Raw genomic sequence first — 22,911 nt, forward strand, 5'->3', positions numbered from 1 at the left:
CTATTTCACGGGGTTCAGGGCGATTCCGCGACTGCTCGGCATCAGGAAACGAGCCGTACCATCACGTAATCGTTCTCGATGCCGGCGCCCAACCGAAACGTCTTGGTACCGCTGACGGTAAAGCCGTATTTGGCGTAGAAGCGTTGGGCACGTTGATTTTTCTGGTTGACACCCAGCCACACCGAGCTGAACCCGAGCGTGGCTGCCCGCTGCAATGCCTCGGTCATGAGTGTGGCGGCTGCACCAGCACCGTGCCGGTCGGGCAGCACATAAATCTTGGACAGTTCGATTGCCGGACGCACCGCAACGGCTCGTTGCACATCCTCGTCATCGGGTACGCCGCGAATCAGCATGACGTACCCGACAATTGCCCCGGTGTTTCCACTCCTGGCGTGCGCGGAATCATCCCGGGCGACGAGCAGTATCCGTTCCGGATCGCCCAGGTATTCGCCGAACCGTTGTTCGGAGAGGTGCTCGGCAATAAACGCGGCGATGTTGTCCGGTGTCGACGACGGGGGACACGCCAACGGGAATGTGGCGGCCGCGACGGCTGCCAGCTCGGGTAGATCGGCGCGGCGTGCCTGCTCGACGACGACGGTGGCGGGTGTCATCTCGTTACGGTAGCGGCGCGCGCGTCGTAGTTGACCCGCAGTGTCCGGCCGAATCTGGCCGATCGGTGTGTCCTCGACGGCCGGCTGGCGGTCAGGAAGCCCAGGGGCCCACGCCGCCGACCTTGTCGATGCGGATCCGGGTGAGCCACCCGGCCGGGGCATCCGGCGGCGGGAATGCGATGTCCGGGGCGGCCAGCGTCTGGGCCAGCTCCTTGAGCAGTTCGGGCGCACCGCCCTCGACGACGCGGGCCGTTCCGTTGACGGCCAGGTACGGGCGCATCACCTGGCCGACGTGTCCCGGGTCGACGATCGTCACCGCGACCCGCGGATCACGGCGGATATTGCGGATTTTCTTGTGTTCGGCGAGGTGCGCGGTGACCAACTCGTCGCCCTCAGGCGTGGACTGCAGCGCCATCCACACCAGGGTGACCTGCGGGCTGCCGTCCGGGTTGAGCGTGACGAGAGTGGCGTCGGCACCGGATCCGATGAGTGCGCGTGCGGCGTCGTTGAGCTTCACGCCCAGTGCTACGAATCCTCGCCCTCTTTCATTCCCGCTCTGGCCTGGGTGTAGGGCTCCAGTGCCTTGGCCAGATCGGCTTCCAACCGCAGCGGGTCGACACCGAGCCGGTGTAGCGCGCCGTCGTCGGGCTCCGCCTCGAACAGCGCCAACAGGATGTGTTCGGTGCCGATGTAGTTGTGGCCCAGTCGAAGTGCCTGGCGAAACGTCAGTTCGAGAGCTTTCTTCGCGGTGGGGGCGAACGGGATCAGCGCGGGGAGCTCGCCTGCGCGTGGCGGCAGGGTGACGGCGCCGCGGACAATGTCGGCGTCGATGCCCTGGCCGATGAGCAGTTTGGCGGCCAATCCCTCGGGTTGGCTGAACAGCGCGAGCAGCAGGTGGTCGGCGACGATCTCGGCGTTACCGGCTGCGTGGGCGGTGTTCTGCGCGGCCACCACGACATTGCGGGCCCGCGGGGTGAACCGGCCGAATCCCGCGTTGGGGTCGAGCGCGGACGGATCGAAGCCGGGCACCTTGGGCACGAACCGCTTCTGGGCAGCCTGCTTGGTGACGCCCATGCAGCTGCCGATCTCGGTCCATGAGGCACCGGAACGCCGGGCCTGGTCGACGAAGTGCCCGATGAGGTGATCGGAGATCTCGCCCAGGGCGTCGGCGGCGATCACGGCATCGGTGAGCTGTTCGAGAGGCTCCGAATGCGCCTGCTTGATGGCATGAATGAGGTCGTCGAGGCGGACGGGGTTGGTGATTTTGACGGACTCGTTCATAGCGTCAACTCTAAGTTGACGCACCAAAAACGTCAACCCCAGGTTGACGCGCGTTTGTCCCAAGCGCAGCGCCCCGACGATCGGGCAAGATAAGCGCCGATGAACTTCGAAGACCGCGTGATCCAGCTGCTCCGGCCGATCCTTCGGCCGGTGTCGCGGGTGTTGTCGCTGCGCAGCATCGTGATCGTCGCGGCACTTTCCGTCGTGATCCTCGTCCTCACGCTCGGCGCCTGGGTGTGGATCGGCGTGACCAACGACCAGTACAGCCAGCTGGACCGCCGATTGGATTCGCTGAGCAGCCTGGGCGATCTGAGCACGCTGCTGAACAGCCCCCGACAGGCCGGAAACGCCAAGTCCACACCCGATGCCGGGGGACTGGTGCGCACCGCCCACATCGGTGGGATCACGGTCTCGGTGCCCAGCGATATCGTGTTGCCGCAGTTGGAGAATGGCTACGCCAATACCACGATCGATGGCGTTGAATACCGGGTGCGGACGTTTACCGCGGGTCCGGCGTCGATCGCCCTAGGTGCTCCGCTCGCCGAAACGCAGCGTCGTATCGATGAGCTACATCTGCGGGTGATCCTGATCTGCGCGGGCGTCATCGGAGGCACCGTCGTGGTGGGGTGGGTGATCTCGCTGGTGATGATCAACCCGTTCCGGGTGTTGGCGCAGCAGGCCCGAGCGATCAACGCCCAGTCCAAGCCGGACGAGGTCCAGGTACGTGGTGTGCGAGAAGCGGTCGAGATCGCAGAGGCGGTGGAGGGCATGCTCGATCGCATCGGCGATGAACAGCAGCGCACCAAGGCCGCGCTCGAATCGGCCCGGGATTTCGCCGCTGTCGCGTCGCACGAGTTGCGGACCCCGCTGACGGCCATGCGTACCAACCTGGAAGTGATGTACACCCTGGACATGACTCCCGAGCAGCGCCAGGAAGTGATCGGCGACTTGATGCGCACGCAGAGCCGCATCGAGGCCACCCTCACAGCGCTCGAACGGCTTGCGCAAGGGGACTTGACCACCGTCGAGGACTTCGTACCCGTCGATGTCACCGAATTGCTCGACCGTGCAGCACATGACGCGCTGCGGGTCTACCCGGGATTGCGCGCGACCCTGATGCCGTCACCTACCGTGCTGATGCAGGGCATGCCCGCCGGCCTGCGGCTGGTGATTGACAACGCCATCGCCAACGCCGTCAAACACGGCGGCGCGACCGAGATCCGGCTCAGTGCAGTGCGTTCGGCCGACGATGTGCAGATTGTGGTCGACGACAACGGATCCGGGGTGCCCGAGGCCGAACGCGCCGAGGTGTTCGAGCGCTTTGCCCGCGGGACGACGGCGTCGCGGTCGGGCTCGGGTCTCGGACTGGCGCTGGTGGCTCAGCAGGCCGAATTGCACGGTGGGACAGCCTCGTTGGAGGCCAGTCCGCTTGGTGGCGCGCGTTTGCTGTTGCGGTTGCCGATCATTCATTCGGAGACTGGTGAGACGCCGTTTTGACCGGTCCGGGCCCTCAGCGTCCGGCAGCTGCCAGGTAGTCCGCGCCGCCGACATACACGGTGCCCCGGGCGGCGACGGGGTCGAGCGCAGCCGTGGCGACTGCGCCGGCGAACTCCTCGACCGTCGGCAAGTCGCCGTGAACACGCCGTGCGGCAACGGCATCCGGATCGCGGCGCGCCAACAGTCGCACGATGATCGTGCCGTCGATCATGTCGCCGGACACCACGGTGAACGTGACGCCGAGTGTGTCGAACACCGGCTGCATAGCACGTAGGGCGTCTTCGCCGGCACGCTTGCTGGCGGCGACGGGCAGGTAGTCCGCGGGCACCGGCTGCTGGCCGTGGAAGTGCGCCTGATGACTGGTGACGAATACGATCCGGCCACCGGAAGTGAGCAGCGGCAGCGCCATCTCGGTCAGCCGCACCTGTGCGTCGCGGTTGATCCGCATGGCGTAACCGGGATCGGCGCCGCGCTCGAGGCCTCCGGATGCGTTGAGCACCAACATGTCCAGCCGTCCGTAGGTCTCGGCGAGCCGATGCATCATCTCGGCGGAGGCGCCGGGATCGCTCAGATCGGCTCCGGCGATGTCCGCTGAACCGCCGGCCACGGCAATCTCATCTGCGATGGCACGGGCTCGCTTGGCCTTCTCCCGGTAGTTGATGACGACGTGCACGCCTGCCGCGCCGAGGTGACGGGCCACCTCGGCGCCGATCCCGCGGGAACCTCCCGTCACGAGTGCTGTTCGCCGGTTCACGCCGCGCCCCCTTTCGTGCTTCTGATTTAGCACTACTATGCTGCTTCTAAATGAGAAGCGCAAACGGGCCGCAGTTCGTTCACCGGGGTGACGACCCTGCGAACGGGCCGTTGTTGGCGGCCATGGAGCTGCTGGGGCAACGCTGGATTCTGCGGGTGATCTGGGAGCTCGAACCCGGCTCGCTCGGTTTTCTGGAACTGCGCCGCCGCATGGGCAATTGCTCGTCGAGCATGCTCTCCGAGCGGCTCAAACAGCTCACGGCAGCCGGGCTGGTGGCCAAGAACGAGGCGGGCGCCTGGGAGCTTACGGTCGGTGGCGCCGCTCTCGGTGCGGCCCTGACCGATGTGTGGGAATGGGCCGAAGCGCGGGCTGCTCAGCAGTCCTGAACGGGCACGCGCGCCAGTAGCTCGTCGAGGAAGCCGCTGGCTTCGTTCCCGGCGCGGTCGACCTCACCGGCGGCGATGGCCTCGACCAGGCCGTCGTGCGGGATCGATCGCGCGTGTGGTGTGTCGCTCGTGGTGGCAACACTGGCCACGATTGCTTCGGTGAGCCCGCGATAGAGCTCGATCAGCACCGTGTTGTGCGAGGCGCGCACCACGGCGAGATGAAATTCGGTGTCCACGTGCGCGAACTCGTCGTCGGACGCGGTGTCGCGGCGGTCCAGTAGTGCGCGCAGCTCGGTCAGATCCTGTTCGGTGCGGGCGGTGGCCGCCAGCCGGGCGCCTTCGACCTCCAGGCAACGTCGCACCTGCAGGACTTCCCGCAGCTCGGACCCGCACAGCCGGCGCAGGGCGCCGGATACCTCACTGGTGGCGCGCACATAGGTGCCGTCACCCTGGCGGACCTCGAGGATTCCGCTGTGTGCCAGGGCTCGAATCGCCTCGCGGACGGTGTTGCGCCCGACACCGAATGCCTCGACGAGTTCGGGTTCAGTGGGGATCTTCGAATCGACCGGCCATTCTCCGGAGCTGACCGACGTACGCAGCTGCTCGATCACCTGGTCCACCAGGCCGGTCCGCCGGGTTGTGACAAGCGGCACCTGAAACCCCTTTCATCCAATCATAGGATGTATGTAACCATAGCTGAGTGACTGAGAACGTACAGCGCAATCCACCCCATACCTACGAGCACGATCTCGAACTCGAGCTCGACGGCGCGGTGGAGCTCCGGCCTGCTGCGATGGCCGCAGGCGGGGCCCTGCTGGTTATGGCCGTGGTGCTCACCGCGCTCAACCTGAGGCCGGCCGTCACCAGTGTCGCCCCGCTGCTGGGGGATATGCGTGACGCGCTGGGCGCCTCGGCCATCTGGGCCGGCGCCCTGACCACGCTGCCCGTGCTGTGCTTCGCCGCTGCCGGTATGGCCGCGCCTTGGCTGGCCCGCCGGGTCGGGCTGGGCAACGCGATCTCGGTGGCGTTGGTCATTCTGAGCGTCGGCCTGGTGGTGCGCGTGCTGGACGGCCAGTATGTGGTGATCGGCGGCACGCTGGTTGCCAGCGCCGGAATTGCCCTCGTCAATGTGCTCATCCCGGTCGTCATCAAAGGGTGCTTCCCGGCCCGGATCGGTCTCATGACCGGCGTCTACACCGCGGCCCTGCAGGGCGGCGGGGCGCTGGGCTCGGCCATTACCCCGCCGCTGGAGCCGGTGCTGGGCGGTTGGCGAGAGGCCGTGGGCAGCTGGGTGCTGCTGGCGCTGCTCGCGTTGCTGCTCTGGGTCCCCGCCTCGCGCGCCATCCGGAGCGCGCGCGCCGCAGCCCCGACCGGCGACAACCCTGGTCGCCGGCTTCTGCGCAGCCCCCTGGCCTGGACCGTGACGTTGTTCTTCGGCTGCCAGGCGTTCCTGGCCTACATCGTGATGGGCTGGCTGCCCGAGGTGTTCATCGACAACGGCGTAACCAAGAGTGACGCCGGCCTGCTGCTGGGCCTGCTATCGGTGCTGGCTGTGCCGATCAGCCTGATCATTCCGCCGCTGGCCGCGCGGCAGAAGAACCAGAGCGGATGGATCGTCGGACTGGGTGTGCTCGGCTTCGTCGGCATGGTCGGTCTGTTGGTCGATCCGGCATTCTCACCCTTGCTGTGGAGCGTGCTGGTTGGGATCGGCATGAGCGTGTTCTCGTTGGGGCTCACCGTGATTGCGCTGCGGGCCCGCGATGCCGAGGACACTGCCGGGCTGTCCGGCATGGTGCAGGGCCTGGGCTATCTGATCGGCGCGACAGGCCCGTTCCTGTTCGGTCTGCTGCACGATTTGACCGCCGGGTGGACCATTCCGTGGATCATGGTGCTGGTGGTCTATGCGGCACAGATGGTCGCCGGTGCGCTGGCGGGGCGTGACCGGTACGTGTGACACGGTTGGCGGCGGGTTGCGGTAGTCGTGTAGCCTGGCCGACGTGAACATCGGTGTATGCGTCGGCTATCGGCGCTTTATTGTGGCTCCGGGCGGAGCCGATAAAGCGCAGCGGTAAGCACGCATCCACCCGGAGCCCAGGTAGTGACCATCAGGTCACTACCTTTCGTCATTCAAGGGCGCCGGATAGTTCAACAGGTGCCCACCATCAGGAAGGCACCCCAACGATGACTTTGGCGCAGATCGTGACGCCGCCCGCCACATCGGACCGGCGGATCCGCCGCTTCAGCGCGATACCCAGCCCGCACGATGTGCTCGCGGAGTTCCCGCTGGGTGCCCGCCGGGCCGAGGAAGTGGCCCGCGCCCGCGACGAGATCGCCGACATCCTTGCGGGCCGTGACGACCGGCTGCTGGTTGTTGTGGGTCCGTGTTCGGTACACGATCCGGCCGCGGCGCTCGACTACGCGAGCAGGCTGGTCAAGGTGGCCGACGAGCTCAAAGACCGGCTCAAGATCGTGATGCGCGTCTACTTCGAGAAGCCGCGCACCACGGTCGGCTGGAAGGGCCTGATCAACGATCCGGACATGGACGGCACCTTCGACGTGACCCGCGGTCTGCGGATTGCACGCAAGCTGCTGCTGGACATCATCGACATCGGGCTGCCCGTCGGCTGCGAATTCCTCGAGCCGACCAGCCCGCAATACATCGCCGATGCGGTGGCGTGGGGTGCGATCGGCGCCCGCACCACCGAATCTCAGGTGCACCGCCAGCTGGCATCGGGACTGTCGATGCCGGTCGGGTTCAAGAACGGTACCGACGGCAACATTCAGGTGGCCGTCGACGGCGTGAAATCCGCTGCCGCCGAGCATGTCTTCTTCGGCATGGACGACATGGGACGCGGTGCCGTGGTGACCACGGAAGGCAACGAGGACTGCCACGTGATCCTGCGCGGCGGCACCGACGGCCCGAACTACGGAGCTGAGTCCGTGACCGCCGCGGCCGCGAAGCTCACTGCTGCGGGGCTGCCCGGGCGGGTCGTGATCGATTGCAGCCACGCCAATTCCGGTAAGGATCATGTGCGTCAGGCGGTTGTTGCCGGCGAGGTGGCACAACTCGTCCGCGACGGCCTCCCAGTCAGCGGCGTGATGTTGGAGAGCTTCCTCGTCGCCGGTGCCCAGTCGCCCGAGGCCTGCCCGCTGACCTACGGGCAGTCGGTCACCGACAAGTGCATGGACTGGGATACAACCGATCTGGTGTTACGCGAGCTCGCCCGCGATCCCCACGCTCGTGACGATTCGCCGGCCGGGATGGACTCCTGAGCCAGTCGTATCCCTGGTCTGATATCTACTGGCGGTAGGTGTCGAGATTGGCGGTGAGCTCGTCGAATATCGCCTGGTTCAGGCCGAAAGCCACCTTCACCTCGTCGACCACCCGGTCGATACCGTCGTCGTCGATGCCGAGTCTGTCGAGGCGCGTCCGGTAGGCGTCCTTGTACGGCTTGGCGCGCATCGAAAATGCATAGAATGCCAGGCCTGCGCCTGCCAGACGGAATGTGCGATCGAGGATCCGGCCGATTGCCTGCCCGCCGGAGAGGTCGCCCAGGTAACGAGTGTAGTGGTGGGCCACCAACACCCCGCCCCAGTCCGCATCGGCGATCCGGGCGCAGTACTCCTGCGCGGCGGGGGAGTCCACCTCACGCGGAGCGTCGGGTAACCAGTAGTCGAGATCGTCGTCGAGCGCGGCGAGCCGCTCCAACGCCGGGTCGTACACCGCTGCGACCAACGGATCGTTGTTGTGGGCTCGCACAACGGTTTCCAATGTCCGATACACCGCACGCAACCGCAGCAGATAGTCACCGTAGCCCTGAACGTTGACTCGCCCGCCCAGCAGCTCGGCCATGAATGACGATTGCTCTACGGCATCGTGTTCGGCTCTCGAGCCTTCGCGCATGGCGACCGACAACGATCGGTCTAGCTCGGGTGCGACGGCTGTGCTCGGCGACATGTTACGACTCCATGGCTTTGACGACACGTCGGCAACATCATGTCGACAACGTGTCAGAAAATTAGCATCGCATGCGCGTGGACGGAGGTCTACGTCGGCGCGCCCACAGCACGACAATGAACCGTTCGCTCGCGATTCGTGATCACGTGGTGGTAGTCGAATACGTGCTGCGAACCGTTCTTGACACCGGATGAAACCCGCCAGCCGGTCGGCCGGATCGTCGATGTCTCTAACGTTTCAACCGTTTGACGCAAGTGTGCGGTGGGAGCTTCTCCTGGGCGTCTCGGGGCCGTTGCGAACCTGTTGGGCGGCATGGTGATTCGTACGGTATCTCGCGATGAGAGGTCACGGCCAATGAAGTTCAAGTCCATCTCTGCGGGGCTGCTGAGCATCACCGCTCACATGCTGATAGCCGCGCCAACCTCACACGCCTACTTTGGCGATCCGGTGGGCGGCCAACTGCGAGGAGGGGGCGCTGTGCCGTGACGGTCCCGTACAGCACGTCTACGGCGGCCTCCAGTGCTATCGCTACGACCCCCTGGCGCCTCCATGGAGACTCAGATCGTTACATCGGGGATGGAGTGGCCGTGTAATTGGGGCAGAGGCTGCCGACGGCACCGAGGTGGCGCATGAAGTGATGTCCTGGTCGCTTCTCCCAATACGTCCGAGACGTGCGAGCCGACACCGTCGGACTAGCGGCGCCGAATGGAATGGGCACATGCGGACGGTTCGTGATGAGAGTCACGGTCGGAGACCGTAGAACGTCCAAAAGTATTGGCAGATAGGTAATTTGAAAGCGGTCTGCTGCGGCAATCGCCTGCTGTCGCGATTCGTGATGTCGAGCCTGCCGACCGATTGGGCACGAACCCGCTCAAACTTTTGAAATAGCCTCTGAGCTGCATAAGCTATGGTGCGCGATACTGGGATTGAACCAGTGACCTCTTCCGTGTCAGGGAAGCGCTCTCCCGCTGAGCTAATCGCGCGAGTCGAAACCGTTGGAGGTGGAGACGGGAATCGAACCCGCGTGCACGGCTTTGCAGGCCGTTGCCTCGCCACTCGGCCACTCCACCGCTGGGGTTGATGCCACTGCACCTTCGAGCGGATGACGGGATTCGAACCCGCGACCCTCACCTTGGCAAGGTGATGCGCTACCAACTGCGCTACATCCGCGCGCCACGGGCGAGATCGTCGCCCGTCGCGATGCAGAACATTAGTGCACTGGGGCGCGCAGACACAAATCCCCATTACGGGAGGGGAACGAGCACCCAAAATCGGTGTTTCAGAACAAGCGGTACGCCCTCCGTCAGAATCGAAAATCCGTGGGCCGTCACGACGTCCCGATCGTCTTGCTCTCGACGTCGACAGTTTTTCGGCGGCTATGGTGCTGCTCCGACGTTCGCCCGGTGCGACGAGTCGCGCCCAGCAACAACCAAGCCGCACGTGACGAGCAAGTGAAATGCTCGGAGGTGAGCCAGGCCGCCGTTAACGAAGCGCCGGCAGACGGTAGTGGCGATTCTGGCTACGCCGAAAGCTCGTGCTAGTCTTCGACGTCGTTAGTCCGGTCTCGTAGCTCAGTGGGAGAGCGTCCGCCTCACACGCGGAAGGTCGCTGGTTCGATACCAGCCGGGACCACCACATTTTGCCTGAATAGACACGGGTTATGCACTCGATGGCCAATTGATTTCGTCTGGTTTGTGTCCGGTCTTGGGTGTGTGACACTCGGTTGCGTGAAGTTGGTCGAGTTCGTCGGCGTGGAGGTCGCGGATCGGCGTCGAGGATCTGATCTATGAGGGGTTTGAAGGGGTCAAGCTTCGACGTGCGCGGTGGATAGGCGCCGCCGCTGGGGCGAGCTAAGCGGATGCCAGTGGCGCTTGCACGGTGCGCGAGCCCAGGCTGTGACGACGTTGGAGTTCTCGCACCGACAGCACTGCGCGGGCGTCACGGCGAATCGCGGTAAGTTGCTCGACTCGGGAGGGCCGCCGCGAGGGCACGGAGGCGCTACTTGCCGGGTGCGGCGAAGCCCAATAAGGGCTTGAGTTGCGTCCGCGCGGTCGTGGGGGTCAGATTGGGGTTAGTCCAGTCTTGCGGAGCAAGCGACCGTGATTCTGTTTGTCACGCAATAGCTTTAGTGACTTCCTCAACAGTGGGCGGGTTCGTGTGGCTGGATCACGGCGTCGATGTAACCGCGTTCGGCGGCGATCCACGGGGTCGCCATATTGGCTTTGTAGCCGGCGACAAATTCGGCCTTGATCTTCTGCACTTCGGGAGCGGTGGGATCCGGGAACCGCTTGACCAATAGGTGGGCGGCACCCTCGGCGCCGATGACGGCTATTTGGGCTGTAGGCCACGCATAGTTCAGATCAGCGGCGAGTTGCTTTGAGCCCATCACGGTGTGCGCGCCACCATAGGACTTACGCACGGTCACAGTCACTTTCGGCACATCCGCTTCCCCTACCGCGAACAGGAACCGACCGCCGCGTTTGATGATTCCGTTCTTCTCCTGCTCGGCGCCGGGTAGAAATCCAGGCGTGTCGACGACGAAGACCAGGGGTGTGTTGAGGGCGTGACAGAACCGTACGAACCGTGCGGCTTTATCGGAAGCATCGTTGTCGATGGCCCCCGACATATGCATCGGCTGATTGGCGATCACCCCGACGGGATGTCCATCGACACGGGCATAACCGGTGATGACGGCAAGCCCGGCCTGGCTGCCGACCTCGAGAAAATCACCGTCATCGAAGATACGCAGCAGGATTTCGTGCATGTCGTAGGCGGTGTTGTCGGCGTCGGGGACGATGGCATCCAGTTCCAGATCGTGGGGTGTGACGTTTGGTTCCAGTCCGGGGTTCACGATCGGCGCGTCGTCGAAACAGTTCGAGGGTAGGAAGGCCAGGAAGTCGCGGACGTAATGAAACGCCGCCGCCTCGGACTCCACGACCTGATGGATGTTTCCGTAGCGCGCTTGGGCGTCGGCGCCGCCGAGTTCATCGAAGGTGATGACTTCGCCGGTGATGTCTTTGATGATGTCGGGGCCGGTGACAAACATGTAGCCCTGGTCGCGTACCGCGACGATGAGGTCGGTCTGGATCGGTGAATATACCGCCCCGCCAGCACATTTCCCGAAAATCATCGAGATCTGTGGCACCAGGCCGGACAGCATCTCGTGTCGGTAACCCAGCTCGGCGTACCAGGCTAACGATGTCGCCGCGTCCTGGATACGGGCACCGCCGGAGTCGTTGATGCCGATGATCGGGCACACGCAGCGGGCGCACCACTCCATGAGGTTTGCGACCTTGCGGCCAAACATTTCTCCTAGGCTCTCCGAAGACGGTCTGGTCGTGCGAGAACACGCCCACGGGTCGCCCGTTGATGGTGCCGTAGCCGGTGACGACGCCGTCGCTGTACAGGGCGTTGGGATCGCCGGGAGTGCGGACCAGTGCGCCTGTGGCGCGACTGCGACTGTTGCGTGTGCTGCGCGAGGTCGGAGACGTACCGGTAGCTGACCTCAAGGAAATCGTGGACGCGGTGCAAAACGAATCGCTGTCGATGCACGAGATGAACGGAGCCGCCTATGACGCACTGGCGCGCAAATCGGATGCTGTGACCGCAGAAATGCGTGTGCTCGCTCAGCAAGTAGTGCAGCAAGCCGGCTGGACACATGTGCGTCCGGACTCACCTGCGCTAGACCATCTCGCCGGCCTGCTCGGGGTGATCATCGATTTAGGCGCGATGTTCGACTTACAACAATCCGCAACATATTTGGGACTCATCGACGCCCTCGCAGAATACGAGGTCAGCAGGCTCGGGGCAGCCCACCGGATCGAGGACCGCGATGCGGTTGTGCAGCATATGGTGATCGGTCAGGTCGTTTTCGGCCAGTTGCTACTTAGCCTGCGCCGGATCGGACACGAACACCACAGTGCCCTCAGATTCCTCGAAAAGCCTCCGGTGAACACAGAGGCCCCATGACGGCCAATAGCCACCTCAGGTGCATCGCTCCACTCGGGATCCAGGATAGGAACGCAGCGTCTATTGAGACCAACCTGATGCTGCCGTCGCGAGACGCATTGTCAGCCGTCGCCGGATGAATGAATCTGGCGACGTCAACGTTCACGAACGGGGCAGATTGGAGCGGGAGGGTCTGACGCCAGCATTCACCAGACTAGTGACATCACAATCGCAGCTCAGCGTCAGGTTTTCGGGTTCCAGGTCGACGGACTGAAGGGCTACTAATCTGACTGGAAAATGGTTGACCGACAAAGCTCGATGAGGAAACGCGCCTTGTCCATTGGCGTTCCGAGGGAGAATCACGACCACTTTTGTTGATGGCGCGGATGGGCGCGATATTCCATGGACCTTTTATTGCGCCGTGGCCACCGCTTGCCCGTGAAATATGCGGCGAGATAGAGGACGGTAAACACGCCAGCTGTGATGATTGATATGATGAAGAACTGAATGTGTTGACCGCGCGCGATCGGATATTCCCAAATCGCGTCTCCGTAGCCGAACCCAGCTGCTAAGGCTACGAGCAGGGCTGCCAGCACTAATGCAAGCAACGGTCTTTCCTTGTCCGTGACATATATGACGACATTCAACGAGCATATGGCCATGGTGAGGATGAGAAGCGTCCACGTTTTCCCGGCAGTGGCAAATCCGCTGTAGGAGTCGGGTGCCGGATCGTAGTCCGGCGTATCGCTCGACGGTGGCGAGCCGTCAGGGGACGGGTCCGGTCGGCTATCGTCGACGTGGAATGCGTAAATCTTGCCACGAATCTTTATGTTTGAGGTCATCATGTAGGCCCGAGACAGCATCAAAAAGGAAGCGAACGCGAGCCATAGAAGTCCCGACTTTGCATCCGGTGGATATGCGATGAAAAATGCTGAAACCGCCACGATTATAAAACCTGTCCAGAAGAAGCGTCGTTCCCGCTGACGGTTGTTGGACGACGTAACCAGCTGAAGTAAAAAGCCGATAGCCCCGGTGACCACAAAAAACATGTTTATATGATGCATACGGCTACTCCGATATCCATTTGTAGATCTTTCCGCCGCCCCACTCGCCGCCGAATGCGCCCGCAGTGCCGCCAATGAGGCCGAGAACAAAGGCCCCGGGCGGTCCGGCAAGCGTGCCCCCGAGTGCGGCGGCGGGTGCGCCGCCCGCCCACGCACCAGCCCAGCCACCGGCGCCTTTTGCAATAAGCTCGCCGGGGTCCGCGCCATTGTGCCAGTCGTGGAGGCTGGTCCCCAGCGTGATGAGGTTGCCGACCCCGCCGACGTGTTTGCCGACTGATTTCAGTGCCTCAAGATCCTGTGTGGACCAGGGCACTCGGTCCCCCCAGTGCCCGCCGGACGGGGCAGCTTTGACGGCACCCGCAGCACCATGACCTTCACCAGCGAGAACTTTGCTGGAGTTGTTGGCGGCGTCTATGACCTCTTGGGGGATAGCGCCGCCCTGGGCCACGTTTTCGACGAACGCGGTGGCTCCCTCGGGTGACATACCGCTTTCCAGCAGCCCGCCTCGCACTTTCGCTAAGATGGCGGCCCGGTCAGCAGCCTGCATTTGGTCGACGATGCGGGTTGCCTCATCGATCGTTGTTCGTTCTGTGTGCCAGGGGACTTGTCCGTGCTGGACAGCGGCGATCAGTTCGAGCCGAGTCTTAGCTTGGGCGCGGGCATCACGGCCGAATACCGGGTCGACTGGCAGTGGACCGACGATCTGGGTGGCGGCGAAGTCATTGAGGCGTTCACCGGCTAGATGCTGTGATTCAGGGGACGATGCGCCGAATGGTTGGGTGATCGCATCGTAGTCGTGGAGGCGCTGTGCTGCCGCGGCCTCTTCCTCGGTCATGTAGCCGGGGCGTCCTGGTGAACTCGGGTCGTAGGCGCCAGTCCTGCCCTCCGCCTTGGCTTTATCGACGAGGGCCTGGTCTTTTGTCCGCTGCCCTGACTCGTTGTACTGCTGTGCCGCTGCCGATGGGCTGCCTGTCACCCCGTCGAGATTGTCAATCGCTTCAGGTGTGTAGCCGCTATTCGATGCCATCTTCGACTGGGCTTCGGTGAGCACGGAGTTGTAGGTGCCCTGGATTCCTTTGATCTGCGCGAGCGATGCGCTAACCGCCGCGACGGCCTCTGCGTGTAACCCGCTGGGGTCTTGGTTGTTGTTGATAGCGTCGATGATCCGGTCGTCGATGGCGTTGAGATCGTTGTTCAGTTTGGTGATCTCGGCCTCGCTGTCGCGCTGAGCTGTCGCTAGACCCGCAGCGATTTTCTCCAAATCTGTCGCAATCTCGGCGATCTCTTTCTTCTTCAGGTGCAGCCGCTCAGTGGTCTGTGTCACCTCGGCTGACTCGTTGATCGGTGCTTCTGAGCCGTTGCGCCGATACGCGTCCTCGAACTCCTTTTTGCCCGATTGAAATCGTCTTGTGCTTCAGTGACGCCCATGCTTGCGCGGTGGTAGGCGTCTGCCTTGGCATTGATCGCACCGGGATCGCCCGCCTGCAACTCGTCATCGACCAGCCACGGATCGCCACCGGCCTCGCTGATCAACTCGTTGACATCGAGCTGTACTAGACCCTGCGGGCGGCTCATCGGCTCAGACCTACGTGCCGAACGCCGCGGCCACCGAGTCCAGGCTGGCGGCCCCGGCGTCGTCGGTGCCGATAAACATCTGTTTCGCGGTACCGGCGTTGCCCGCCAACTCCGTCAGCGCAGTGTGGTGCCCGTGGAGATCCTCCTGGTGCCCTCGATGGGCGGCATCCAAAGCGGCGTGAAACTCCTGCGCCTCGACATGACCACCGAAGATCCCCGACGAAGGCACGTCACCCAGATGTTCGGCGGCTCGGCGCGCCGAGCCGGCCGCGTTATGGCAACATTCAGCCCCACGCCCAAGTTTCGGCGTGCTGACCTCAATCCCCTCAGCTGGCATAGTCGCACGCTAACACGCACCGACAGCGCGCAACCGCAACAAAATATTTGCTCGACGGCAAAAGTTGACACCGCAGCGAGCTTGGAAGTGAGGGTGGCCACATCCCAATCCCGGTACAAGACCGTGTCCAGGGTGCCGTCAGATTACAGACCAGACTATCGCTGTCGACGCAGTTTGAATGCACAAGTCGTCAGACAACGACGCGAGCCGCAACGTTCCGTCGCCGTTAACAACGTGATGGCCCGCAACAACTGTATGAGACTGCTCTCGCCAGTTGGGTAGCGAACGACGGCCCATGCGTTGGGAGCGCAAACAGCGGCGGATGATGCGGCGCGCGGTCAGGTAGGTGTCTTTGCCGATTTCCACGGTGGCGGTGGCACGGTCGAGACCGAAAGCGCCCCAGAATCGGCCTGGCCCTTTGCCAGGTTCGTGCCAGGGTTCGGGCACGATGTGCTGGTATTCCCTGTCGCCGTGGGTGTTTGGTGAGGACGAGCGCCGCGGTGGCGAGCGTGTCCGGCTGTGCGATGCTGTTGGGCATCGGGTTACCCGTTCCCCGGGAGCCCGCTGGCGCGTCATCGGCAATACGAGACGCACGGGTTGCCCCTGATCGAGAGTGCAGCAACCGTGTTCGGTTTATGTCCGTTTGCCGGACAGCCTCAAAGAGTCAGCCCAGCTCAATACGCCGCATACGACGCACAGACGCATATAAACTGCAGGTCAGTGGACATCCCGTCCGCCTCACACGCGGAAGGTCGCTGGTTCGATACCAGCCGGGACCACGACCTGTTTATGCAGCTTGTCGTCGATGCCAGTTGCACGCTCGACGCCGACCGCGTAACCCCGGGGTGCGCGCCGACGTGGCCTCGTCAGCGAACAGTGGAGTTATACACCGGCTTTGAGCAGCAGCGCATCAACCATCATGAAGTGCAAGGCCCGGTAATCGTCAGCGGCTCTCGGATCGGTCAAGTATTGAATGGCTGCCCCGTCGTAAACCATCAGGAAGGCTCTTACGAGCGCCGGAAAGCTCATGCGGCATTCGTCACCATTGTTACTGGCTGCGGAAGAGAAGATGCGTCCAAGTTCCGCTTCGTAGGCAGGGTAAATTTTCGTGACCAGCGGGCTGACGGCGGCGTTGCGCGTTGCCCACAAGATGAGTTCCAGCTCGGCAAGGAGGCTCCTCGGCTCCTCGTCCAGGGCTCGCCAGTAGCCTTCGGCCACTTGTTCCACGGCCGTACGGAGCCCCAGCTCGATCGAGGCGTCTTTGGAAAACCGGCTCAGGTTCTTGAACCACGCCTCGGCGGCCGCGTCCATGAGCTCGTCCTTGTTGTTGAAGCAATAATGTGCAGCAGCCAAGTTGGCGTTGGCCTCCTTGGCTATGGCCCGGATGGTCACCGACTGAACACCCTCACGACGCATCAGCTCAACGGTCGCTGAAATCAGCTGTTCTTTTCGTTCGTCTGCTGGCACCCGCATGGCGCACTCTCCAGTTTCCGAGGATGTTGTCGGACCAAGCTTATCCGCGTCCTGTCTTGAACCACCGCCTCGAACGATCGTCTACGTGCGCTGTTCCACGGTGTGGTGACCCGACACCACGGCAAAAGCGGTGTGCGCTCGGCGGTGGTCGCGGTCGGTGTCAAAGGTCGATTTGGCCGCTGTCTCACGGCCAGACACACGCGGCGTCCATATCGGGCGCTGTCGGCAGGGTTCGGTAGGGTCCTCCGACGTGACCCAGAGCGTTCCCCCGTCCGAAAAAACTGCTCCTCGCGTCCGCACTGTCAAGTCGGTGACGGCCCGCATCGCCGAAGAACTCACCGTGGGTGAGCGCCAGGTGGCCGCGGCCGTCGGGCTGCTGGACGAGGGTGCGACGGTTCCGTTCATCGCGCGGTACCGCAAGGAGGTCACCGGAAGCCTCGACGACGGCCAACTGCGCACCCTCGAGGAGCGGCTGACCTACCTGCGCGAACTCGATCAGCGCCGCGATGCGGTGCTGACCTCCATCGAGGAGCAGGGCAAGCTGACCGACGAGCTGCGTGCCGCGCTGATGGCGGCGGACACCAAGGCGCGCGTCGAAGACATCTACCTGCCCTATAAGCCCAAGCGGCGCACCAAGGCGCAGATCGCCAAGGAGGCGGGTCTGGAGCCGTTGGCCGACCGGCTGGTCGCCGACCCGACGGTGGCCCCCGAAGAGCTGGCCGGTGAGTTCCTCAACGACAACGTCGCCGATGCCGCGGCCGCACTCGACGGCGCGCGCCACATCATCATCGAGCGGGCCTCCGAGGACGCCGAGCTGGTCGGCGCCACCAGGGAGAAGTTCTGGGCAGACGGGGCGCTGCGCACCGCTCCGTGGTCCGATGAGGCGGCGAAAAGCCCTGCGGCCCAGAAGTTCCGCGATTACTTCGAGTTCTCCGAGCCGCTGAAGAACATGCCGTCACATCGCGTGCTGGCCGTGCTGCGCGGCGAGAAGGAAGAGGCGCTGGCGCTGACCTTCGACGCCGGCGACGACGAGACCTACCAGGCCATGGTCGCCCAGTCTCTCGGCATCGACCTGGCCGCTAAGGCCCCGGCGACACCTTGGTTGGCGACTACTGTCCGGCTGGCCTGGCGGGCCAAGCTGATGATCTCCGCGTCGGTCGACGCCCGGATGCGGTTGCGTCAGCGAGCCGAGGACGAGGCAGTGACGGTGTTCGCCCGCAACCTCAAGGACCTGCTGCTGGCGGCCCCCGCGGGCACCCGCACGACGTTGGGCCTCGATCCCGGTTTCCGCACCGGCGTCAAGGTTGCGGTGGTGGACGGCACCGGCAAGGTGGTCGATACCTGCGCCGTCTACCCGCACCAGCCACAGAAGCAGTGGGACCAAGCCAAGGCCACCCTGGCCGCACTCGTCGCACGCCATGGCGTCGAGCTGATCGCCGTCGGCAACGGCACTGCGTCACGCGAAACCGACGCGTTGGCTGCCGAACTCATCGCCGACATTCGCTCGGCCGGCGCACCCGCGCCCACCAAGGCCATGGTGAGCGAAGCCGGCGCGTCGGTGTACTCGGCGTCTGCCTACGCCGCGCACGAGCTGCCCGATCTCGACGTGACGCTGCGTGGTGCGGTGTCGATCGCGCGCCGACTGCAGGATCCGCTGGCCGAGTTGGTGAAGATCGATCCGAAGTCCATCGGTGTCGGGCAGTACCAGCACGACGTGACGCCCGGCTTGCTGGCACGCAGCCTCGACGCGGTCGTCGAGGACGCGGTGAACGCGGTGGGTGTCGACCTCAACACCGCCTCCGCCCCGCTGCTGGCGCGGGTGTCCGGGGTCACCGAATCACTGGCCGGCGCCATCGTCGCCCACCGGGAGAGTGCAGGGGCGTTTTGCAGTCGCAAGGCGCTGCTCAACGTTCCCCGTTTGGGTCCCAAAGCGTTTGAACAATGTGCGGGGTTCCTGCGAATCCGCGACGGCGAAGATCCACTGGACGCCTCCGGCGTGCACCCGGAGTCCTACCCCGTGGTCCGCCGGATCCTGGACCGCTCCGGGGTAACCCTGGCCGAGCTGATCGGCAATGAGCGCTCACTGCGGTCGCTCAAGCCCGCCGACTTCGCCGACGATCGCTTCGGCATCCCCACGGTCACCGACATCCTCGGCGAGCTGGAAAAGCCCGGCCGTGACCCGCGGCCCGCGTTCTCCACGGCCACCTTCGCCGCCGGGGTGGAAAAGGTCGGCGACCTCAAGCCCGGCATGGTCTTGGAAGGTGTGGTGACCAACGTCGCGGCCTTCGGGGCGTTCGTCGACGTGGGTGTGCACCAGGACGGGCTGGTACACGTCTCAGCGATGGCCGACCGCTTCATCTCCGATCCACACGAGGTGGTGAAGTCCGGCCAGGTGGTGCGGGTCAAGGTGCTCGACGTCGACGTCGACCGGCAGCGGATCAGCCTGACCCTGCGCCTGAACGACAGCCCCGAAGGGGATCGGGGCCAGCGACCCGAGCGTGGCGGCGACAACCGTGGTGGCAACCAGAACCGCGGCGGTGGAAACAGCCGTCGCGACGGCGGTAATCAGGCTCGCGGTAATCAGGCCCGCGGTCGCGGCAACGACTCCCGGCGCTCGACTCAGCCGTCAGGTTCTTTGGCTGATGCGCTACGCAAGGCCGGCTTCGGGAACAAGTAGTCGCGGCGTCATTCGACGCCGATGGCGACCTCGGTGGACTTGATGAACACCGTGGCCGGCTGCCCCTCCTTGAGTCCCAGATCCACCGCGGCGTCGCGGGTGATCGATGACGTGACGATCTGATCACCGCCGTCCAGGCGAACTTTCACCGTGGCCATCACAGCGCCGAGGCTGACCTCCATGATCGTGCCGGCAAGTTGGTTGCGGGTGGAGAGGCGCATGGTGAAACTCCCGTCTGTGATGCTGACGCCGTGCAGGTTACACTTCGGGCTTCGAGGCGCTGCACGGTTCGCGAATGTGAAGCCAGTGCGGAAGATTCGCGAAGACCGCGCAGACGATTCACGCTCGTGGAAATACGTTATCCGCTCTGGGCATTCGGGTCATGGCGTCGCTGCCGTGCTGAGACCGGCGGCTGCGCTTGGCGTCACTCCAGCGTGACACTCGGGCGCCAATGCCACTCCAGCGTGACGCTGGGGAGTTCGTGACGCTGGGGAGCTAATGAGCTTGACGATGGGGGCTATCGCGTGATGTTGATCGGTCCGACGCCCCAGATGTCGTCGCAGTACTCGGTGATTGCCCGGTCCGACGAGAACTTGCCGCTGCGTGCGGTGTTCAGGATCGACTTGTAGGTCCAGGCGTCGGTGTCGCGCCACGCGGTGCTGACCCGCTCTTGGCACTCGACATAGGACGCGTAGTCGGCCAGCACCAAGAACGGGTCGTTGTGGAGCAGGTTGTCGACCAGCGGGCGGAACACTTCGGTGTCACCGTGAGAGAAGGCGCCCTCGGCGATCAGGTCGAGCACTGCTGCGAGTTCGGGATTGCCTGCCACATAGTCCGACGGCCGGTAGCCGTCGCGCTTGATCCGCTCGACCTCGTCGACAGTCAGGCCGAATAGGAAGAAGTTCTCCGCGCCGACCTCCTCGCGCATTTCGACGTTGGCGCCGTCGAGCGTCCCGATGGTCAGCGCGCCGTTGATCATGAATTTCATGTTGCCGGTGCCCGAAGCCTCCTTGCCGGCCGTCGAGATCTGTTCGGACAGATCGGCGGCGGGATAGATGAATTCGGCGTTCTGCACATTGAAGTTCGGGACGAAGGCGACTTTGAGGAACCGGTTGACGTCTGGATCGTTGTTCACGGTCTCACCGACCGCGTTGATCAGCTTGATGATTCGTTTGGCCAGCAAGTAGCCGGGTGCGGCCTTGCCACCGAAGACGAATGCGCGCGGGACGATGTCCAGTCCGGGGTTTTGCTTGAGGCGGTGGTACTGCGTGACGATGTTCAGCACGTTGAGATGTTGGCGCTTGTACTCGTGAATGCGTTTGACCTGGATGTCGAACAGCCAGTCAGGGTTCAGTGCTACTCCGGTGGTCGAAGCGACATAGGTGGCCAACCGAGCCTTGTTGTCCCGCTTGATCGCTCGCCACTGGGTGCGGAAGGCTGGATCGTCGGCGTAGGGCTCCAGTCCGCGCAGCTTGGTCAGATCGCTCAGCCAGCCATCGCCGATGGTGTCGTCGAGCAGGCTGCGGAGCCCGGGATTGGACAGTGCCAGAAATCGGCGCGGGGTGACACCGTTGGTCTTGTTGGAGAACCGCTCGGGCCACATCGCGTAGAAGTCTTTGAGCACACTGGATTTCAGCAGTTCCGAATGCAACGCCGCGACACCGTTGACGGCGTGGCTGCCGACGGTGGCAAGATGCGCCATCCGCACATTCTTGCCGTTGTCCTCTCCGATCAGCGACATCCGGCGCAGCCGGTCGGTGTCATCGGGATACTTGGCGGCGACCTCGTCGAGGAAACGGCGGTTGATCTCGTAGATGATCTCCAGGTGTCGCGGCAGGGATTCGCCGAACATGGCCAGCGGCCAGGTCTCCAGCGCCTCGGGCAGCAGGGTGTGGTTGGTGTAACCGAACGACGCGACTGTGATGTCCCACGCCTCGTCCCAGCTCAGCTGCCGCTCGTCGAGCAGTAGCCGCATCAGCTCGGCTACCCCGATAGCGGGGTGAGTGTCGTTGAGCTGCAAGGCGAACCGCTCGGGAAGCTCGCGCACCGAGACGTCGGCGAGGTCATCGAGAATGTGTAGGACGTGCTGCAGCGAGCACGACACGAAGAAGTACTGCTGCAGCAGGCGCAGCCGTTTGCCGACATCGGGCTCGTCGTTCGGGTAGAGCACCTTGGTCACGGTCTCGGAGGTGACCTCGTCCTCGACGGCCTTGTAATAGTCGCCGGTATTGAACGCCTCCAATGCGAACGACTTGACGGCCCGGGCGCTCCACAACGTCAGCACGTTGCACGTCTTGACGCCGTAACCCTGGATGGGGGTGTCGTAGGCGACGCCCTTGATCACCCGCCCCGGCACCCATCGCGCCCGGTCGTGGCCGGCCTCGTCGGTGTAGTGCTCGGCGTAGCCGCCCCAGTTCACCTCGTAGCTCACATCGGGTTTGGCGATCTCCCAAGGGTTTCCGTTATCAAGCCAGTTGTCGGTCTTCTCGAACTGCCAGCCGTCGTGGATCTCCTGGTCGAAGATGCCGAACTCGTAGCGGACGCCGTAGCCGATCGCCGGACGTTCAAGCGTCGCCAGCGAGTCGAGGTAGCACGCGGCGAGCCGGCCCAGACCGCCGTTGCCCAGGCCGGGTTCCTCCTCGCAGGCCAGCACCTCGTCGAGATCCTGACCCAGCTCGGCAAGCGCGGCGCGAGCGGCCGACTCGATCTGCAGGTTGAGCAGGTTGGCGCCCAGCTGCGGGCCCATCAGGAACTCGGCCGAGAGGTAGCACGTGACCTTGCGGCCGAGGTCGAGGGATGTCTGCGTCGACGCGACCCGGTTGTCCTGCATCCGGTCCCGCACGGCCAGGGCTAGAGCCCGATAGTAGTGCTCAGGCCGCAGCGCGGCAGCCGGCCGGCCGATCGAGTAGCGGAGATGGTCGACGATGCCGCGGCGTAGGGCATCCGCCGACAGGCCGGTGCGGCTGTGTTCGTGCGTGGGCACGTTCTGCGCGACGTCGGTCATGGCGGGGAGTCTGGCAGCCGAACATGCACAGCGAACCTGCAAAGGAAGTCCGGCAAGTGAACGGCCGCGGCGCGATGGAGGGTTCACCCCGCCGGACCCACGTCACCGCCGCGAAGCTGACGCGCACCCACACCAGCGGACTGCCTAGCTCCACGTCAACTACCGCAAGACCGTGCCGATCGAGAAAGAACTGCAGGTGAACGCGGGTAGCGAGGGTATTGAGGGCTGCGAGATCTTCGTGGTCGGACGGCGCTGCGACGGCGACGACGTGCTCACGGAGGCCGATGCGCTGTTTGTGCGGCCCAAACCAGGGCAGCCTTGACCCCAGCGGGCTCGGGGCGTGGGC

General features: G+C 64.1%; 19 protein-coding genes, 5 tRNA genes and 3 pseudogenes. 9 read left to right on the forward strand and 18 right to left on the reverse strand.

What is annotated here, in order from left to right; genetic code table 11:
* Positions 1-41: 41 nt before the first annotated feature.
* The 3 genes from H276_RS0100620 to H276_RS0100630 all read right to left on the reverse strand — a co-directional run bounded on the left by H276_RS0100620 (position 42) and on the right by H276_RS0100630 (position 1,892).
* A complete protein-coding gene (locus tag H276_RS0100620) occupies positions 42-611 on the reverse strand; it encodes a GNAT family N-acetyltransferase (RefSeq protein WP_019969372.1) in 570 nt (189 codons plus the stop codon).
* 91 nt (positions 612-702) lie between these two features.
* Positions 703-1,128 (reverse strand): PPOX class F420-dependent oxidoreductase, encoded by a 426-nt coding sequence (locus H276_RS0100625; RefSeq protein ID WP_019969373.1) that lies wholly within the window; start codon positions 1,126-1,128, stop codon positions 703-705.
* A gap of 8 nt (positions 1,129-1,136) precedes the next feature.
* Positions 1,137-1,892: a Clp protease N-terminal domain-containing protein gene (locus tag H276_RS0100630; RefSeq protein WP_019969374.1), complete on the reverse strand. Its 756-nt coding sequence runs from the start codon at positions 1,890-1,892 to the stop codon at positions 1,137-1,139.
* 99 nt (positions 1,893-1,991) lie between these two features.
* Here H276_RS0100630 and H276_RS22360 point away from each other — a divergent pair, with 99 nt between their 5' ends.
* Positions 1,992-3,389 carry a HAMP domain-containing sensor histidine kinase gene (locus tag H276_RS22360; RefSeq protein ID WP_019969375.1) on the forward strand — a complete coding sequence of 466 codons (1,398 nt, stop codon included), beginning with the start codon at positions 1,992-1,994 and terminating at the stop codon, positions 3,387-3,389.
* A 13-nt stretch (positions 3,390-3,402) separates the two neighbouring features.
* Here H276_RS22360 and H276_RS0100640 read toward each other — a convergent pair whose 3' ends face one another.
* Positions 3,403-4,143, reverse strand: a complete 741-nt coding sequence (locus tag H276_RS0100640; RefSeq protein WP_036460392.1) for an SDR family oxidoreductase — start codon at positions 4,141-4,143, stop codon at positions 3,403-3,405.
* A 50-nt stretch (positions 4,144-4,193) separates the two neighbouring features.
* Here H276_RS0100640 and H276_RS0100645 point away from each other — a divergent pair, with 50 nt between their 5' ends.
* Positions 4,194-4,529: a helix-turn-helix domain-containing protein gene (locus H276_RS0100645; protein WP_019969377.1), complete on the forward strand. Its 336-nt coding sequence runs from the start codon at positions 4,194-4,196 to the stop codon at positions 4,527-4,529.
* Here H276_RS0100645 and H276_RS0100650 read toward each other — a convergent pair.
* On the reverse strand, positions 4,517-5,182 hold the full coding sequence (locus H276_RS0100650; protein WP_019969378.1) for a FadR/GntR family transcriptional regulator: 666 nt from the start codon (positions 5,180-5,182) through the stop codon (positions 4,517-4,519). The two genes, H276_RS0100645 and H276_RS0100650, sit on opposite strands and share 13 nt — an antisense overlap.
* A 47-nt stretch (positions 5,183-5,229) precedes the next feature.
* Between H276_RS0100650 and H276_RS0100655 the strand changes: the two genes are divergently transcribed.
* On the forward strand, positions 5,230-6,483 hold the full coding sequence (locus H276_RS0100655) for an MFS transporter (RefSeq protein ID WP_019969379.1): 1,254 nt from the start codon (positions 5,230-5,232) through the stop codon (positions 6,481-6,483).
* Positions 6,484-6,710: 227 nt separating this feature from the next.
* Positions 6,711-7,802: a 3-deoxy-7-phosphoheptulonate synthase gene (locus H276_RS0100660; protein ID WP_026356427.1), complete on the forward strand. Its 1,092-nt coding sequence runs from the start codon at positions 6,711-6,713 to the stop codon at positions 7,800-7,802.
* 25 nt (positions 7,803-7,827) lie between these two features.
* Here H276_RS0100660 and H276_RS0100665 read toward each other — a convergent pair whose 3' ends face one another.
* From H276_RS0100665 to H276_RS0100680, 4 genes are all read right to left on the reverse strand, one after another.
* Positions 7,828-8,487, reverse strand: coding sequence for a heme oxygenase (biliverdin-producing) (locus H276_RS0100665; RefSeq protein WP_019969381.1), 660 nt, complete (start codon positions 8,485-8,487; stop codon positions 7,828-7,830).
* A gap of 908 nt (positions 8,488-9,395) precedes the next feature.
* Positions 9,396-9,470: transfer RNA gene (locus H276_RS0100670), tRNA-Val, on the reverse strand.
* A gap of 13 nt (positions 9,471-9,483) precedes the next feature.
* Positions 9,484-9,557 (reverse strand) — tRNA-Cys (locus tag H276_RS0100675).
* Positions 9,558-9,584: 27 nt separating this feature from the next.
* Positions 9,585-9,657, reverse strand: a tRNA-Gly gene (locus tag H276_RS0100680).
* Positions 9,658-10,047: 390 nt separating this feature from the next.
* Here H276_RS0100680 and H276_RS0100685 point away from each other — a divergent pair.
* A tRNA-Val gene (locus tag H276_RS0100685) sits at positions 10,048-10,122 on the forward strand.
* Positions 10,123-10,547: 425 nt separating this feature from the next.
* Here the strand turns inward: H276_RS0100685 and H276_RS22365 are convergent.
* Positions 10,548-11,930: pseudogene (locus H276_RS22365) on the reverse strand (acyl-CoA carboxylase subunit beta); the annotation flags it as partial.
* Between H276_RS22365 and H276_RS25105 the strand changes: the two are divergent.
* On the forward strand, positions 11,872-12,456 hold the full coding sequence (locus H276_RS25105; RefSeq protein ID WP_019969383.1) for a hypothetical protein: 585 nt from the start codon (positions 11,872-11,874) through the stop codon (positions 12,454-12,456). The pseudogene H276_RS22365 and the gene H276_RS25105 sit on opposite strands and share 59 nt — an antisense overlap.
* A 338-nt stretch (positions 12,457-12,794) precedes the next feature.
* Here H276_RS25105 and H276_RS22375 read toward each other — a convergent pair whose 3' ends face one another.
* From H276_RS22375 to H276_RS25110, 5 genes and pseudogenes are all read right to left on the reverse strand, one after another.
* The gene (locus H276_RS22375) at positions 12,795-13,484 is read right to left on the reverse strand and encodes a hypothetical protein (RefSeq protein WP_019969384.1); all 690 of its coding nucleotides are present in this window, start codon (positions 13,482-13,484) and stop codon (positions 12,795-12,797) included.
* Positions 13,485-13,503: 19 nt separating this feature from the next.
* On the reverse strand, positions 13,504-14,823 hold the full coding sequence (locus tag H276_RS0100705) for a hypothetical protein (protein ID WP_026356429.1): 1,320 nt from the start codon (positions 14,821-14,823) through the stop codon (positions 13,504-13,506).
* Entirely contained in the window at positions 14,820-15,074 is a 255-nt protein-coding gene (locus H276_RS24405) for a hypothetical protein (protein ID WP_155942906.1), read from the reverse strand. Before H276_RS24405 ends, H276_RS0100705 begins: the two co-directional genes overlap by 4 nt.
* Positions 15,075-15,084: 10 nt before the next feature.
* Entirely contained in the window at positions 15,085-15,411 is a 327-nt protein-coding gene (locus H276_RS23540) for a DUF2563 family protein (protein ID WP_081625369.1), read from the reverse strand.
* Positions 15,412-15,711: 300 nt separating this feature from the next.
* A pseudogene (locus H276_RS25110) lies at positions 15,712-15,906 on the reverse strand (hypothetical protein); the annotation flags it as partial.
* A 219-nt stretch (positions 15,907-16,125) separates the two neighbouring features.
* On the opposite strand from H276_RS25110, the gene H276_RS0100720 reads away from it, so the two are divergent.
* A tRNA-Val gene (locus H276_RS0100720) sits at positions 16,126-16,190 on the forward strand.
* Positions 16,191-16,293: 103 nt separating this feature from the next.
* Here the strand turns inward: H276_RS0100720 and H276_RS0100725 are convergent.
* Entirely contained in the window at positions 16,294-16,884 is a 591-nt protein-coding gene (locus tag H276_RS0100725) for a TetR/AcrR family transcriptional regulator (RefSeq protein ID WP_019969387.1), read from the reverse strand.
* 250 nt (positions 16,885-17,134) lie between these two features.
* On the opposite strand from H276_RS0100725, the gene H276_RS0100735 reads away from it, so the two are divergent.
* Positions 17,135-19,561: a Tex family protein gene (locus tag H276_RS0100735; RefSeq protein ID WP_051111356.1), complete on the forward strand. Its 2,427-nt coding sequence runs from the start codon at positions 17,135-17,137 to the stop codon at positions 19,559-19,561.
* An 8-nt stretch (positions 19,562-19,569) separates the two neighbouring features.
* Here H276_RS0100735 and H276_RS0100740 read toward each other — a convergent pair whose 3' ends face one another.
* Positions 19,570-19,782 (reverse strand): molybdopterin-binding protein, encoded by a 213-nt coding sequence (locus H276_RS0100740; protein WP_019969390.1) that lies wholly within the window; start codon positions 19,780-19,782, stop codon positions 19,570-19,572.
* A gap of 296 nt (positions 19,783-20,078) precedes the next feature.
* Positions 20,079-22,565, reverse strand: a complete 2,487-nt coding sequence (locus tag H276_RS0100745; RefSeq protein ID WP_019969391.1) for a glycogen/starch/alpha-glucan phosphorylase — start codon at positions 22,563-22,565, stop codon at positions 20,079-20,081.
* A 124-nt stretch (positions 22,566-22,689) separates the two neighbouring features.
* Here H276_RS0100745 and H276_RS22385 point away from each other — a divergent pair.
* A pseudogene (locus H276_RS22385) lies at positions 22,690-22,887 on the forward strand (PaaI family thioesterase); the annotation flags it as partial.
* Between the last annotated feature and the right edge of the window lie 24 nt (positions 22,888-22,911).

This window comes from Mycobacterium sp. 141 (genome assembly GCF_000382405.1).
In the GTDB taxonomy this organism is placed as follows: domain Bacteria; phylum Actinomycetota; class Actinomycetes; order Mycobacteriales; family Mycobacteriaceae; genus Mycobacterium.

Bases quoted from the DNA above. Each gene is read 5' to 3' on its own strand.
- H276_RS0100725 (WP_019969387.1), bottom strand. From the start codon at position 16,884: ATGCGGGTGCCAGCAGACGAACGAAAAGAACAGCTGATTTCAGCGACC.
- H276_RS24405 (WP_155942906.1), bottom strand. From the start codon at position 15,074: ATGAGCCGCCCGCAGGGTCTAGTACAGCTCGATGTCAACGAGTTGATC.
- H276_RS22360 (WP_019969375.1), top strand. From the start codon at position 1,992: ATGAACTTCGAAGACCGCGTGATCCAGCTGCTCCGGCCGATCCTTCGG.
- H276_RS0100630 (WP_019969374.1), bottom strand. From the start codon at position 1,892: ATGAACGAGTCCGTCAAAATCACCAACCCCGTCCGCCTCGACGACCTC.
- H276_RS0100745 (WP_019969391.1), bottom strand. From the start codon at position 22,565: ATGACCGACGTCGCGCAGAACGTGCCCACGCACGAACACAGCCGCACC.
- H276_RS0100660 (WP_026356427.1), top strand. From the start codon at position 6,711: ATGACTTTGGCGCAGATCGTGACGCCGCCCGCCACATCGGACCGGCGG.
- H276_RS22375 (WP_019969384.1), bottom strand. From the start codon at position 13,484: ATGTTTTTTGTGGTCACCGGGGCTATCGGCTTTTTACTTCAGCTGGTT.
- H276_RS0100620 (WP_019969372.1), bottom strand. From the start codon at position 611: ATGACACCCGCCACCGTCGTCGTCGAGCAGGCACGCCGCGCCGATCTA.
- H276_RS0100645 (WP_019969377.1), top strand. From the start codon at position 4,194: ATGAGAAGCGCAAACGGGCCGCAGTTCGTTCACCGGGGTGACGACCCT.
- H276_RS0100665 (WP_019969381.1), bottom strand. From the start codon at position 8,487: ATGTCGCCGAGCACAGCCGTCGCACCCGAGCTAGACCGATCGTTGTCG.
- H276_RS0100740 (WP_019969390.1), bottom strand. From the start codon at position 19,782: ATGCGCCTCTCCACCCGCAACCAACTTGCCGGCACGATCATGGAGGTC.
- H276_RS23540 (WP_081625369.1), bottom strand. From the start codon at position 15,411: ATGCCAGCTGAGGGGATTGAGGTCAGCACGCCGAAACTTGGGCGTGGG.